Raw genomic sequence first — 13115 nt, forward strand, 5'->3', positions numbered from 1 at the left:
GCCGGCTCAAGGCCTGCGATAGCCTGTCGGCAGCGCATAGAGTTTGCCAATACGGTCGATTGCTTGCTGCAAGGGTTCACGGGTGACGGACATGGTCCCTCCGGAGGCGTGGAGCAGCGTCTGCGCGTCTTCGAGAAACCCGACATGGCCTTTCCAGAACACCAGATCGCCGCGTTGCAGGCGGTCGCGCTCCGGATCGATGGCAACGCCCAACTGTGTTGCCTGCTGATCGGAATCGCGTGGCGCCGGCTTGCCGGTCATGGCCAGCGCCATCTGCACCAGTCCAGAGCAGTCAATACCAAACCCGGAGCGCCCGCCCCAGAGATATGGCGTCTCCAGAAACCGGGCTGCGATCGACACCGCATCGTCTGGCGCGATGTCACCGACCGGCCGCAAATGCGTGGCAATCATGGCCGAACCATCATCGAGCAGCGCGTAGGGTGTGGCCCTGGTTTCCGCAGCGCCTGTCACCCTGACACGGCTGCCCATGGACAGACAGTGGCGATGGGGAAAGCGCAGATCCGGACCCGGATAGACAAAGCTGCGCGGAACCGACACCACGTGTGTGGCCTGAGCCTCGCCGTCACGGATACTGTCTTCGCGCACATAACCGACATAGCCGTCGGCGGCCAGTTGGACCCAGGCCCAGCCGCCGGCCCGGTCGAAGACCGTCAATGCCTCGCCATACAGCGCCTGGGTGTCGATGCCGCAATCCTGGTCGGGTCTGGGACGCAGATCGGCAATCGGCACAGCAACCTGAGCCGGAACCCCGCCGGTGTAGCGCTCAGCCTTGACCTGACCCTCAAGACGAATGTCGGCCAGATCCGCCCGATAGGCGTTCAACCGGCGGTCAAGATTTTCGTTCATGTGTTTGATCCCTCGGCCAAAGACAGTCTGCGCCCTTCGGCGATGATGATGTCGCCCAGCTTCTCGACAAAAAGCGCGCCTTCCACCGTTCGCTTGATGATCACATTGCGCCTGTCGCGGTCATCACGCACCCGTCGAACCAGACCCATGTGCCCCATGGTGTCAAGTGCACGGGTAATCACCGGTTTGGTCACGCCCAGCATGGCAGCCAGACCGCGCACCGTGTGCGGCGGCGGCGCCAGGTAGATGTGCAACAGAATGGCCAGTTGCCTGATCGTCAGATCCGGCCCGATGAGGCGCACATGTTCAAGTGTGGCCGCGTGCCAAAGGCCGAGTGCATCGGAAGCCCGGAGGTCAAGTGGCATGGAGACGAGCCTGCATCATTTCGGTACCGGTTTACATTGGCCGAAACGAGGAAGACACGCAAGTCAGCCGATGCGGGTCAAGCGGAATGGTGCTGACCGATCACCTCAAACAAAGCCCGGATACCTTGGGCTTCACCACCCGTCGGCGCATGCGGCTTGTCTTTCGGTGACCAGGCGAAGATGTCGAAATGGGCCCAGCTTACATCCGGCGCAACAAACCGCTTGAGGAACAGGGCGGCGGTGATCGAGCCGGCAAACCCACCTGCGGGCGCATTGGTCAGGTCGGCGATCTTGGCTTTGACGTCGGCCTCGTAGGGCTTGAACAGCGGCAGGCGCCAGAGCGGATCGACTGTCGCGGCGGACGCGGTCGCGATCTCGCCTGCCAGGACTTCGTCATCGGTATAGAAAGGCGGCAGATCCGGCCCCAGCGCCACACGCGCGGCACCTGTCAGGGTCGCCATGTCAATGAGCAGGGACGGCGTCTCCTCGCAGGCAAAGGTCAGCGCATCGGCAAGCACCAGCCGTCCTTCGGCGTCGGTGTTGTCGATCTGAACCGTCAGTCCCTTGCGGCTCATCAAAACATCGCCTGGCCGGAACGCCGCTGCCGAGATCGAATTTTCGACCGCTGGAATGAGCACCCGAAGGTCGACCGGCAACCCGGCGTCCATGATCATCATGGCCAGCGCCATGACGTTGGCGGCCCCGCCCATGTCCTTCTTCATGTTGAGCATCGAAGCGGCAGGCTTGATGTCGAGGCCTCCGGTATCAAAGCAGACACCCTTGCCGACCAGCGTCACCTTGCGGGCACCGGGCTGTCCCCAGCGCAATTCGAGCAGCCGCGGCGCCTGATCCGCGGCGCGGCCGACCGCATGGATCATCGGAAAGCCCTTGGTGACAAGATCATCTCCGGCCACGACAGTGACATCGGCGCTGTAGTGTTTGGCCAAGCGGCGAAACGCAGCTTCCAGCGCGTCCGGCCCCATGTCATTGGCGGGGGTGTTGACCAGATCGCGGGCAAGACCGACAGCCGCAACGGTTCGCCGAATCTTTTTTGCATCGGCATCAGCCGGAATGACCAGCCGGGGGCCGTCTGCGGCCGGTTTGCGGTAGGGTTCGAAACGGTAGGCACCCAAGCCGAAGGCCAGCGCCATGGTCGCACCCGAGATCGGCGACGTCTCGATATGCCAGTCTCCCTTGGGCAGCGAGCGGGCCAGTTTGCCGCCAATGAACGGATGACATTCTGCCTCATCGCCCAGGCCGAAAAGGGCACCGGCAAGCTTGCCATGCCTGGTCGGCGCCAGAAGCACAGACCCCTCACTTGCCGTAAATCCCGCAGCTTGCGCCCAGGCCAGCGCCGTCTTGTCGAAATGGCCCCGTTCAATATCGGCGCGCGATACAGCCCAGACAGGCAAGGTTTCCCCGGACGTCGGTGCAAAAGGTGAAGGGCGATCTATGTGGGTGAAGGGCGGCATGGTTGCTCCTCGTGCTCTCCAGACGCTCTGTGCAGAGAATCAGTCGTTAACTCTTGATTAGGGTTAACAGATTATTGCTGGAGCGAAGACTGTGGCACCTTGACCAAGGACCGCCGCGACACTCGATTTCCGGGATCAGGCCAATGTCAGCGACCCATATACGCTCCAACCTCCCACACCGGCTTTTCAGCGCGGTCTGTATCGTGACGCTCAGCGTCGCGCTGGCGGGATGCGCGTCAAAGGGACGACTGACGACCGGATCGATTCCGTCATTGAACAAGCCGCTCGAAACCATGAATGCGACCGAACTGCATTCGGCCGCCGAAGGCATCGGCAGGACCTATGACCGCAATCCGAAGGATGCAGCGGTGGGGATGAGATATGCCTCGGTGCTGACAATGGGTGGTCGTGCCGAACAGGCGTTGGCGGTCATGCAACAGGTGGCGATTCATAATCCCACCGACCGGACTGTGCTTGCCGCCTATGGCAAGGCGTTGGCCGGCGCCGGTCATCTGGACAAGGCGCTCGATGCCATCCAGCGCGCGCAGACACCGGACCGACCGGACTGGCAATTGCTGTCCGCGGAAGGCGCCATCCACGACCAGCTCGGAGACCCGGCTACTGCGCGCGCACGCTACCGCAAGGCGCTCGACATAAAGCCCAACGAACCCTCGGTGCTGTCAAACCTTGGCATGTCCTATGTGCTGCAGGGAGACCTCAGAACGGCCGAAACCTATCTTGCGTCCGCAGTTCGGCAGCCAGGCGCCGACAGCCGCGTTCGCCAGAACCTGGCGCTCGTTGTCGGGCTTCAGGGCCGGTTCAAGGAAGCGGAAGCCATCGCCAGTTCAGAACTTTCCGCCGAGCAGGCAAGCGCAAATGTGACCTATCTGCGGGCCATGCTGTCCCAGCAAAATGCCTGGAACAAGCTCAAGGATTCGGACAAGAACAACACCAACTGAACCCCGCTCTTTGGGCTTCCACTTGAGCCGCCTTTGTCATGCGGCTTGGGAAATGAATGCACGACCTCGGCTCCGGCCACTTTCGGCGCGGATCGTCCCCTCAACCGAGAAAGCAGAATTGCCTCCATCCAACCCATGAGCCACTCTCATGACTTGGCAACCCATTCTACCATGACAGTTTTTCGGGCGGTAATCGGATTGAATCAATGCTCGGGAGACATCCTGGGCCAGGTGCAGCGGACGGGGCCGCCACCCGCTTGATTGGTTGGGGCATGATTGCTTTTTCACTTCAGCCGGCCAATGCGGGCCGAGTGCGGTTTCACCCGCCGCCGAAATTGTCCATCACCTGGATCGCCGCAGGTCCGAGAATCACGCCGATCAGCACCGGCAGGAAGAACAGGATCATCGGCACCGTCAGCTTGGGCGGCAGGGCTGCAGCCTTCTTCTCCGCCTCGTTCATGCGCTGGTCCCGGCTTTCCTGAGCCAGAACCCGCAGGGCCTGGGCCATCGGTGTTCCGTATCGCTCGGACTGGATCAGCGCCTGGGTCACGGACTTTACGGTGTCGAGACCTGTCCGATTGCCGAGATTCTCAAAAGCCACCCGCCGTTCCTGAAGATAGGACAATTCGGCCGTCGTAAGCACGAACTCCTCAGCAAGAGCTGTCGACTGAACGGCGATCTCCTCCGCCACCCGCTTCATCGCGGCCTCGATGGATACACCTGATTCGACACAGATGAGCATCAGGTCAAGCGCATCCGGCCAGGCAAGCTTGATGGAACTCTGGCGTTTCTTGGCCTGATTGGAGACGAACATGTTCGGCGTGTAGAAACCGACATAAGCCCCGACGATACAAGCCAGAATTCGAACAGTCGTTGGCTTGTCGACCAAATTCTCGAGCACAAAGACATAGACGATTGTCCCAACCAGAAAAATGAACGGCAGCACGAAGCGCGCCAACAGGAACATGTTGAGAGCGTTCTGGGTGCGATAACCGGCGGCACGGAGCTTGGCCACGGTCGCATCATCGGCCAGCGCGCTCTTCAGATTCAACTGTTCAACAATTCCGCGCACATTGGCGTTGTCGCGGGACCGCAGACCGGCACTTTTTGCACCGCCACGCGCCTGTTCGGCATTGAGGCGGGCACGTTCCCTGGCTCGTATTTCGTCCCGTTCGAGGGCCGCCGACTTCATGCGTGCTTCGAGATCGCCGCGCTCAAAATAGGGCGCCAGGACACTGTACAGAGTGGCCAGGACCGCAATGGATATCATGACTGGAAACAACACTGCCGGGTCAGTCAGGGACAGAGCGAAATCTGCTATCATGGTTCTTGGCCCCTAGATGTCAAAATTGATCATGTTGCGCATCACCATTATGCCGATCGACATCCAGACGGCGGAGGCGCCCAGAATGACGTGCCCACGGGTGTCCGTGAATAGAATCATGATGTATTCCGGCGATGTGAGATAAACCAATGTGGCCACAATGAACGGCAAGGCGCCGATGATTGCGGCCGAAGCCTTGGCTTCCATCGACATTGCGTTGATCTTGGCTTTCATCTTCTTGCGGTCACGCAGCACGCGCGAGAGGTTGCCCAGAGCCTCGGACAGATTGCCGCCCGCCTGGGCCTGAATGGCAATCACGATTGCGAAAAAATTTGCTTCCGACAAAGGCATGCGGGCATAAAGGCGCGCACACGCTTCAGGTATGTTCATACCCATCTGCTGTGCCTCGACAATTCGCTTGAATTCCGTGCGAACCGGCTCCTGGCCCTCTGCCGAGATCATGCGGATGGCATCGTTGAGTGGAAGGCCGGACTTGATCGAGCGCACCATGACGTCAAGAGCGTTGGGGAACTCAGCAAGAAAAGCCTTCATCCGGCGGTTGCGCAGAAAGCCAACGATCCAGCGCGGCATGCCCGCACCGAAAATGAGCATTACGCCGAGAGCAACAAAGAGATTGCCCTGGAACACAAAGGCCATGAAGCCAGCAAGCAAGCCGAGAGCGACAGACAGGGCATAGAACTTTCGGATCGAGATGGTCAGGCCCGCCTGAGTAATTCGATCCTTCAGCGCGGGCGAAGTGCGCCGGTCATTTTCCTTGTTCTTCTCTTCCAGAGACTTGAGCGAATCCTGAACCGATTTGCGCCGCTTGTTGGCTTCATTGAGCCGGTCGCGCGCTGCGGTGGCCTTGGTTCTGTCGGTCTCAGCAGCCTTGACACGCTTGACGCGGCTCTCCGCCCTGCGTTCGCCTTCGATCCGGCTGTAGAGCACGCCGTAGCCCAAGGCCGCCGCGGACAGCGCTGCCAGGCCAATGATGGCGACCACGATTGTATCCAGACCAAACACGCGCGCGTCTCCTTAAGATGTCATCTTTTCCATGGCGTCGAGAGACGCGGCGAGGCGTTTGTCTTCACCATAGTACCGGGCGCGATCCCAGAAGTTGGGACGACCTATCCCTGTGGACCGGTGCTGACCGATGATCTTGCCGTTGGCGTCCTCGCCCAGCATCTCGTATTTCATCAGATCCTGGGTGATGATCACATCGCCTTCCATGCCGATGACCTCGGTGATGTGGGTGATGCGGCGCGAGCCGTCACGCAGACGGGTGGCCTGAATCACCACATCGACAGATCCGGCAATGATTTCGCGGACGGTTTTGGCGGGCAGGGTAAAACCGCCCATGGCGATCATCGATTCCATACGGCTCAGACATTCGCGCGGACTGTTGGCGTGGATCGTTCCCATCGACCCGTCGTGGCCTGTGTTCATGGCCTGCAGAAGGTCAAATACCTCCGGGCCACGCACTTCGCCGACAATGATCCGCTCGGGCCGCATGCGTAGGCAGTTCTTGACCAGATCACGCATGGTGATTTCGCCCTCGCCCTCAATGTTGGGCGGGCGGGTTTCAAGCCGAACCACGTGCGGCTGCTGGAGCTGGAGTTCCGCCGAATCTTCGCAGGTGATGATACGTTCGTCGGCATCAATATAAGCTGTCAGACAGTTGAGCAGCGTCGTCTTGCCGGAACCGGTACCGCCGGAAATCACCACATTGCAGCGAACCCGGCCGATAATCTGCAGAACCGCTGCACCTTCCGGCGTGATCGCGCCGAACTTGACCAGTTGATCCAGGGTCAGCTTGTCTTTCTTGAACTTGCGGATGGTCAGCGCCGTTCCGTCAATCGCCAGCGGCGGCGCGATCACGTTGACGCGGGAACCGTCAGGCAGACGGGCGTCGCAAATCGGGCTTGATTCGTCGACCCGGCGGCCCACCTGGCTGACGATGCGCTGGCAAATCGACAGGAGCTGGCTGTTGTCGCGAAAACGGACATCTGTTTCCAGAACCTTGCCGGCGACTTCGATATAGGTGATGCCGGCCCCATTGACCATGATGTCGGCGATATCGTCACGTGCGAGCAGCGGTTCCAGCGGGCCGTAGCCCAGAATATCATTGCAGATGTCGTCGAGCAGCTCTTCCTGCTCCGCGATAGACAGCGCGAAGTTCTTGATCGTGATGATATCATTGACAATATCACGAATTTCCTCACGCGCGCTTTCCGCATCGAGCTTGGCCAGTTGCGACAGGTCAATCGTATCGATCAGAGCGGAAAACACCTGACTCTTGGTATCATAATAGGCTTCATTGCGGGCCGGTTTGCGCTTGGCAACCGGCTCCTCCCGGCGCGGCACAACAGGCTGCGGCGCAGGCGTTGGTGCGGCCGGGGTCTCGGGCTGAGCTGTGGCCACGGCTTCAGGCGCCGGCGTCGCCGGGATATCGGCTTGAACCAACGGCTTGGGCGCCGGGGCCTGCGGCGGCTTGGCCGGGCCAACATTGCTGCGTTTGCCGAACATATTCAGTTCACTCCAGACTTACAGTTACTTGCGGCTCAAAAGACCGATCAGAGACGACAATCCCTGTTTCCTGCGCTTCTTCACTTCAGCCCGCCCTGTGACCACGTGAGCTATTTGCGAAATCGCTTCCGCGGTCGGCGATTTGGCAGAGGATTCAGCAATCATCAGACCCGAATTGGCTGCTTCACCGAACAGCGCCGCATCGAAGGGGATAATCGCCAGAGGCTCAACTTGCAGCGGATCGCAGAACACATCGGGGGCGATTTCGGGCCGCTTGGCCATACCGACCTGGTTGAGGATCAGAAACGGCGCATGATCGTTGGGACGCAATTTCCGCAGGGTATCAAACAGGTTCTTGGTGTTGCGCAAATTGGCCAGATCAGGGGTGGCGGTGATGACAATCTCGTCCGCCGCGCAAAGCACCTTCTTTGTCCATTCGTTCCAAACATGCGGAACATCAAGCACGGAAACCGGGGCATTGCGCTGCATGATGTCGAGGATGGGAAGAAAGGCTTCTGCAGAAAAGTCATAGGTCCGGTCCAGCATGGAAGGTGCTGCCAGCATTGACAAATGTTCCGAGCATTTGGCGAGCAACCGGTCCAGAAACACCTCATCAAGCCGATCCGGCGAGTTGATTGCCTCGGCAATGCCCTGGGTGGGATCGGTGTCGAAATTGAGATTTGCGGTGCCAAATGCCAGATCCAGGTCGGCCAGTATGACCTCGCTGGAAAACAGGTTGGAAATGCTCCAGGCGCAATTGTGGGCGATGGTGGAAGAACCAATGCCGCCCTTGGCGCCGACGAAGGCGATGGACCGGCCGAGTGGTGCGGCGTCCGGATCGACAAAAATCGCGGACATGACGCCGATCACGTCAGCCATCGAAACCGGCGCTACGATGTACTCGGACACGCCGTTGCGCATCAGTTCACGGTACAGAGCCACATCATTGACATGTCCAACGATCACCACTCGCGTATCGGGATCGCAGACTGCAGCAAGCTCGCCGAGTTCTTCGATCAAAGTCTGCCCGTCGGCCCGGGTCTCCAGAATCAGGAGATTGGGTGTGGGAGAGCCTGCAAACATGTTGGCTGCAGCGGAGACGCCGCCGGAATTGATGCGAAGGTTAACCTTGGCCATGCGGCGGTCCTGAGAACACCGCTCCATAGTGTTGGCCACGCCTTCCGTTTCAAAGAAGGCGTGCACAGAGATCCGCGGCAACGGTCTTACCCGTTCGAAATCGCTGCGCCAGGATGTCGTGTCGTCGAGCTCCGGCCCGGACTCCTGCACGAGCGCATAATCAAGGTTGGTCATGAACTTTGTCCTGCTTCAAAGAGCGCGTTGCGGTTGAGCCTGCTCATTCGGTAACCAGTCCGGCGCCGCCTGTTCGATAGGTTTCGATCACTTTCGATCGACGCTCAGCGTCAATCGGTGTCATGCCACGCGGCGCGATCAGATCTCCCGGGTTGGCGATCTGGGCTGCGAGATTGTTTTGAGATGCACAACCGAAATTGGCCCAGGTCTTGTTCTCCGTGGAATTGGCAAGCATGTCTTCGGGCCAGCGTCCGCACTCGCCGGTCGACGCGGTGATGGCCAGAAAGGCGATGCGAATAGGCGCCGCATCATCGGGAGACGAAACGTGGTAGGGCGAGGAGACGATGCGGTCCCCCGGCACGCCTTCGCTGCGCAGGACTGAGGCGACCTGCTCCGACAGCACTGAGGCGGCATCGGCATTGGCAGAACCGACAGGAACCATGATGCGGACTGCGCCGGTCGCACTTGACTTGTAATTCTGCGCCGCCCCGCGCACGGTTTCGCGCATTGAGACAGTCAGTTTGCGATCGCCCGAGGCGACAGCAAGATCCACCGTGCGCTCCTGCTCGGAGACGATGATGGGATGGTTGGTGCGGTAATCATCGGGAACCGCGCCGACGGTAATGCTCTTGCCGCCCCAACCGGCACAGCCGCTCAATAGCGATGCAGCAAACAGCATCGGGATGACTGCGAACCGGACCTTGTGTAGATCAGGATTTGCGGGAACTGAAATCTTGCTCGACATGGTGAGGTTCCTGATCACTTGTAGATAAAGCCGACGACGCCGTGGTAGCGGCCTGGCGGCAATTTGGTTTCCATGCGACCGTAAACCCGGTTGACGCGGCCAAGGAAAAACCCGGCGCCGTCGCCGGCGGCATTGAAGTTGTCGTCCGGACGGGCAAGTTCGTTGCGGGCCACCGGCTTGACGATATAGGGCGTGGCGATGATGACGAGTTCGGTCTCGTTGCGGACAAAATCACGGCTGCGGAAGAGCGTTCCGAGTACCGGCAACTTGGACAGTCCGGGATAGCCCGACATTGCCTGGCGAATATCGTCCTTGACGAGACCTGCAAGCACAATGGATCCGCCGGAGGGCAGTTCGACAGCGGTTTCCGCCTCACGCCGCTTGATCGAGAGCCTGGTCATCCCGGGCCGGCCCGTGGACCCCTGAAGCGAGGTGGAGCCTTCGAACGTCGGCTCTGATACTTCGGTATGAACCTTTAACGAGATCCGTCCAGGTGACAGCACCACCGGCGTGAAGTTGAGGCGAATGCCATATTCGACTTCACGGTCGGTATAGGTGGCGGCACCGGTCGCTTCATCGTAGCTGACCCCGTCGCGGAGTTGAAATTCGCCGCCGACATAGAATCTGGCGCTTTCACCTGAAATCGCTGTGAGACTCGGCTCAGCCAGGGTGCGCATGACACCCGCCTGTTCCATGGCATTGACATAACTTGAAATGGAACGGCCGTTAAGGGAACCACTGGCGATCTGGGCAAAGTTGAGGCCCGTCGACAATGTTCCCAGATTGGCGGGGTTGGAATTGACGAAGGTTCCCGAACCGCCGCTGATCGACGAGTTGAAACCAAGCTGCTTGAGCACCTGCCGGCTGACCTCGGCGATGGTGACCTTGAGGGTCACCTGGTCCTCGCCGTCGATCTTGAGAAGATTGACGATCTTGGATTTCTGCCGGTCTTCGGCATTGATCGCGGCGTCGCCACCTTCACTGGTTGCTGTTGTCACGCGGGTCGTGGCCTCACCACCGGTCAGGAAGATTTCCGCCAGCCTGGCGGCCTGGGCGGCGTCTTGCGGCGTGCGCACCGAGCCGGTCAGCACAATGTTGTCGGAGATGATTTCCACATGGATGTCGGAATCGGGAAGAAAGCGCGCCAGGTGGGCTTGAAGCCCCGATACATCGCGCTCGATTTCCAAATCGATGGCGACGATTTCTTCGCCATTCGGACCGAAGATGAAGATGTTGGTCTGGCCAACCGTCTTGCCGAAAAGATACAGCCTGCGGGAGGTGCGAGTGACCGCGTCGGCAAGGCTCGGATCGGCAACGAGGATGTCGTGCGCATCGGTCGGAAGATCAATCACCAAGGCCTTGTTCAAACCCAATTTGACCCGCTTGTTGACGCCGGGTCCGGTTCGTTTGATCTTGATGACGCTTTCGGCCGCAGCTGCGGCAGACAGGAAATGCCCGCTGGACACATCGATGCTGACACCGGCGATCATGGTCGTGCCCACCAGTGCAATACTGGCGATGGAGGACAGAAGCTTTCTTGCTGTATGACGCACGTTCATTCCCCGCTTTGGTTGGTGGCACCGATTTTGGAAATAGTGCCGGAGCGGATCAGCTGGATGGCCGGAACGCCGTCTCCGCCGCTCAGTAGATATTTTGCGCCGTCGCTGTCTGGTTCCCGAACATCAGCGACGCTGCGCAAGGCAAGGGTCAGCCGGTCGGCCATCTGTTGGGCAACGGTAATTATTTTTGTCTGGTCTGGCGTCAGCTCGAGGGTTGCCGTGGTCCCAACGGCGGTACGATTTCCTTCGGCGTCCTCTTCGATCCGCTGATCGATAGCCAGAATCCGGATGTTGGACAGGATTACCTCTGTGAGAAACCCTTCTTCCGATGTTTTCCGGCGCACCATGATGACATCCACCCGATCATTGGGCAGGATGAAGCCGCCGGCGCTGGTCGCCACCGAGATCTCTGTCGCGACAGCGCGCTTTCCGGCGGGCAACAGCGAAGACATGATGCGGGAAGATGAATCGACAATTTTCTCGGATCGAAGCGGCTCGCCCGCAAACAATGGCAGCCTGACGACAACACCGGTGAGTTCGGTGATCGCGTCGGGCCGGGCATCGCGGCGAATCAGCCCTTCGACCACCCCGTCTTCCGGCCAGCCTTTCCACTCCAGACTGTCCTCATTCAGCCGACTCCCGACGGGAAGGTTGGAGGACGTGACCAGAACGTCGATGGTCGGCATCTTCTCGATTACCGGGGTTGAGGAGATTTCGTTGATGTGAACGGTCGGGGAAGACAGGTTCATGGCCAAGTACCCTGCCAATCCTGCGGCCAGGACTGCCACTGACATGATGACGACGCGGGCGGTTTTCATGCTGTTTCCTCAAACGAATGTTGGGTACGCTCGAAACAGCATGCAGTTGTAATCGTGTAATTATGGTTAATACGGCGATACCAAACACGGTTAACGCAACATTGCCGCCGATAAAACTTGCGCGCGGCATGGGGTAAGAAGCCGGCGTGAGCGGCCGGTACTGGATCGTGCAACGGCAGCACCGGTGGATCGGGACCTGGCAAAGGGATGCGGAAATCAGAGCCCAGTCTGGGCTATGGATTCCAAGGCCCAGGCTATGGATCAGTCGCAGCAGCTCTTAATAAGGACGGCTGAGCGCGTTGAGAAAAATCGAGGTTTCTGGATAGGTGACAAGCGCCGCGGCGCCTATAGCGACGCCATAGGGAATCCCCGCACGGTCCTTGAAAAAGTGCATCGGAATGGGGATTGGCGAAACCAGCAGGATATTCTGGTTGGCGCGCACGACAAGAACGATAAGCGCCAACCCACCGCCAAAAATGCCGGTGTAGACCAGGAACGCGACCAGATCGGCGTTCAGGCCGTACCAAAGTGCCGTTGCACTCAAGATCTTGGCATCGCCACCGCCCATCACATTCAGAGCGAACAGCGCGAAGCAACCTGTAAACACGGCAGCTCCGGCGAGGATCGACCATCCGAAAGTGGCCAGATCCATGCCGCTGAACGGCGCCACAGCAAAGAACGACAGCGCCAGGACAACCGAAACCCGGTTGGGAATTTTCATGGTCAGGATGTCGAAAAAGGCGGCCATCGCCAGGCACAGCGGCAGGATGACGAAAATGGCGGCCTCAAGCATCTGCTTACTCCCAGGTAAAGCCCGATCGTAAATGGAAGACATTAAGAAACAGCAACACGGACACAAAAAGCCGCCCCGAAAGGCGGCTTTGGTCTGTTCGCCTGGCTCTGGATCTGAGCTTAGTGCTTGCCGCTGGCAGTGTTCATATGGGTCGACAGAGAATTGAACTGGTTGCTCAGCGTGTCGCCGAGTGTGGTGGCGCCGGTGATCAGAGCGACCGAGATCAAAGCGGCGATCAGGCCGTATTCGATTGCTGTTGCACCGGATTCGTCTTCAACAAAACGATTAAAAAGGTTCTTCATGGGTCTGTTCCTTCATCCACTAGATGTTTTTCAGCACTCCGCCAGCTGCTTTGGCTGGTCGGATTTGACGATCA

13 protein-coding genes are annotated in these 13115 nt (G+C 59.4%); 1 reads left to right on the forward strand and 12 read right to left on the reverse strand.

The window, feature by feature from the left end:
* Positions 1-6 precede the first annotated feature (6 nt).
* From PZ897_RS19405 to PZ897_RS19415, 3 genes are all read right to left on the reverse strand, one after another.
* Positions 7-867, reverse strand: coding sequence for an NlpC/P60 family protein (locus tag PZ897_RS19405; protein ID WP_275754405.1), 861 nt, complete (start codon positions 865-867; stop codon positions 7-9).
* Positions 864-1232: a MarR family winged helix-turn-helix transcriptional regulator gene (locus tag PZ897_RS19410; protein ID WP_275754406.1), complete on the reverse strand. Its 369-nt coding sequence runs from the start codon at positions 1230-1232 to the stop codon at positions 864-866. Before PZ897_RS19410 ends, PZ897_RS19405 begins: the two co-directional genes overlap by 4 nt.
* A 77-nt stretch (positions 1233-1309) precedes the next feature.
* Entirely contained in the window at positions 1310-2704 is a 1395-nt protein-coding gene (locus PZ897_RS19415; RefSeq protein WP_275754407.1) for a leucyl aminopeptidase family protein, read from the reverse strand.
* A 143-nt stretch (positions 2705-2847) separates the two neighbouring features.
* Between PZ897_RS19415 and PZ897_RS19420 the strand changes: the two genes are divergently transcribed.
* The gene (locus PZ897_RS19420; protein WP_275754408.1) at positions 2848-3663 is read left to right on the forward strand and encodes a tetratricopeptide repeat protein; all 816 of its coding nucleotides are present in this window, start codon (positions 2848-2850) and stop codon (positions 3661-3663) included.
* A gap of 319 nt (positions 3664-3982) precedes the next feature.
* On the opposite strand, the gene PZ897_RS19425 is transcribed toward PZ897_RS19420, so the two are convergent.
* The 9 genes from PZ897_RS19425 to PZ897_RS19465 form a co-directional block, all read right to left on the reverse strand.
* The gene (locus tag PZ897_RS19425; protein ID WP_275754409.1) at positions 3983-4987 is read right to left on the reverse strand and encodes a type II secretion system F family protein; all 1005 of its coding nucleotides are present in this window, start codon (positions 4985-4987) and stop codon (positions 3983-3985) included.
* 12 nt (positions 4988-4999) lie between these two features.
* Complete coding sequence (locus tag PZ897_RS19430; RefSeq protein WP_275754410.1) at positions 5000-6010, reverse strand: type II secretion system F family protein; 1011 nt, start codon at positions 6008-6010, stop codon at positions 5000-5002.
* A 12-nt stretch (positions 6011-6022) separates the two neighbouring features.
* Entirely contained in the window at positions 6023-7513 is a 1491-nt protein-coding gene (locus tag PZ897_RS19435) for a CpaF family protein (protein ID WP_275754411.1), read from the reverse strand.
* 24 nt (positions 7514-7537) lie between these two features.
* Positions 7538-8824 carry a CtpF protein gene (locus tag PZ897_RS19440; protein WP_275754412.1) on the reverse strand — a complete coding sequence of 429 codons (1287 nt, stop codon included), beginning with the start codon at positions 8822-8824 and terminating at the stop codon, positions 7538-7540.
* Between the two features lie 43 nt (positions 8825-8867).
* Positions 8868-9569, reverse strand: a complete 702-nt coding sequence (locus PZ897_RS19445; RefSeq protein ID WP_275754413.1) for a CpaD family pilus assembly lipoprotein — start codon at positions 9567-9569, stop codon at positions 8868-8870.
* Positions 9570-9583: 14 nt separating this feature from the next.
* Complete coding sequence (locus PZ897_RS19450; protein ID WP_275754585.1) at positions 9584-11059, reverse strand: type II and III secretion system protein family protein; 1476 nt, start codon at positions 11057-11059, stop codon at positions 9584-9586.
* A gap of 65 nt (positions 11060-11124) precedes the next feature.
* Positions 11125-11946 carry a Flp pilus assembly protein CpaB gene (gene cpaB / locus PZ897_RS19455; protein ID WP_275754414.1) on the reverse strand — a complete coding sequence of 274 codons (822 nt, stop codon included), beginning with the start codon at positions 11944-11946 and terminating at the stop codon, positions 11125-11127.
* Positions 11947-12223: 277 nt separating this feature from the next.
* On the reverse strand, positions 12224-12739 hold the full coding sequence (locus PZ897_RS19460; protein WP_275754415.1) for a prepilin peptidase: 516 nt from the start codon (positions 12737-12739) through the stop codon (positions 12224-12226).
* 119 nt (positions 12740-12858) lie between these two features.
* On the reverse strand, positions 12859-13041 hold the full coding sequence (locus PZ897_RS19465) for a Flp family type IVb pilin (RefSeq protein ID WP_275754416.1): 183 nt from the start codon (positions 13039-13041) through the stop codon (positions 12859-12861).
* Between the last annotated feature and the right edge of the window lie 74 nt (positions 13042-13115).

Source organism: Hoeflea sp. YIM 152468 (assembly GCF_029210485.1).
Taxonomy (GTDB): domain Bacteria; phylum Pseudomonadota; class Alphaproteobacteria; order Rhizobiales; family Rhizobiaceae; genus Hoeflea.

Coding starts and splice junctions, on each gene's coding strand:
- PZ897_RS19405 (WP_275754405.1), bottom strand. CDS start 867: ATGAACGAAAATCTTGACCGCCGGTTGAACGCCTATCGGGCGGATCTG.
- PZ897_RS19410 (WP_275754406.1), bottom strand. CDS start 1,232: ATGCCACTTGACCTCCGGGCTTCCGATGCACTCGGCCTTTGGCACGCG.
- PZ897_RS19415 (WP_275754407.1), bottom strand. CDS start 2,704: ATGCCGCCCTTCACCCACATAGATCGCCCTTCACCTTTTGCACCGACG.
- PZ897_RS19420 (WP_275754408.1), top strand. CDS start 2,848: ATGTCAGCGACCCATATACGCTCCAACCTCCCACACCGGCTTTTCAGC.
- PZ897_RS19425 (WP_275754409.1), bottom strand. CDS start 4,987: ATGATAGCAGATTTCGCTCTGTCCCTGACTGACCCGGCAGTGTTGTTT.
- PZ897_RS19435 (WP_275754411.1), bottom strand. CDS start 7,513: ATGTTCGGCAAACGCAGCAATGTTGGCCCGGCCAAGCCGCCGCAGGCC.
- PZ897_RS19440 (WP_275754412.1), bottom strand. CDS start 8,824: ATGACCAACCTTGATTATGCGCTCGTGCAGGAGTCCGGGCCGGAGCTC.
- PZ897_RS19445 (WP_275754413.1), bottom strand. CDS start 9,569: ATGTCGAGCAAGATTTCAGTTCCCGCAAATCCTGATCTACACAAGGTC.
- PZ897_RS19450 (WP_275754585.1), bottom strand. CDS start 11,059: ATGATCGCCGGTGTCAGCATCGATGTGTCCAGCGGGCATTTCCTGTCT.
- cpaB (WP_275754414.1), bottom strand. CDS start 11,946: ATGAAAACCGCCCGCGTCGTCATCATGTCAGTGGCAGTCCTGGCCGCA.
- PZ897_RS19460 (WP_275754415.1), bottom strand. CDS start 12,739: ATGCTTGAGGCCGCCATTTTCGTCATCCTGCCGCTGTGCCTGGCGATG.
- PZ897_RS19465 (WP_275754416.1), bottom strand. CDS start 13,041: ATGAAGAACCTTTTTAATCGTTTTGTTGAAGACGAATCCGGTGCAACA.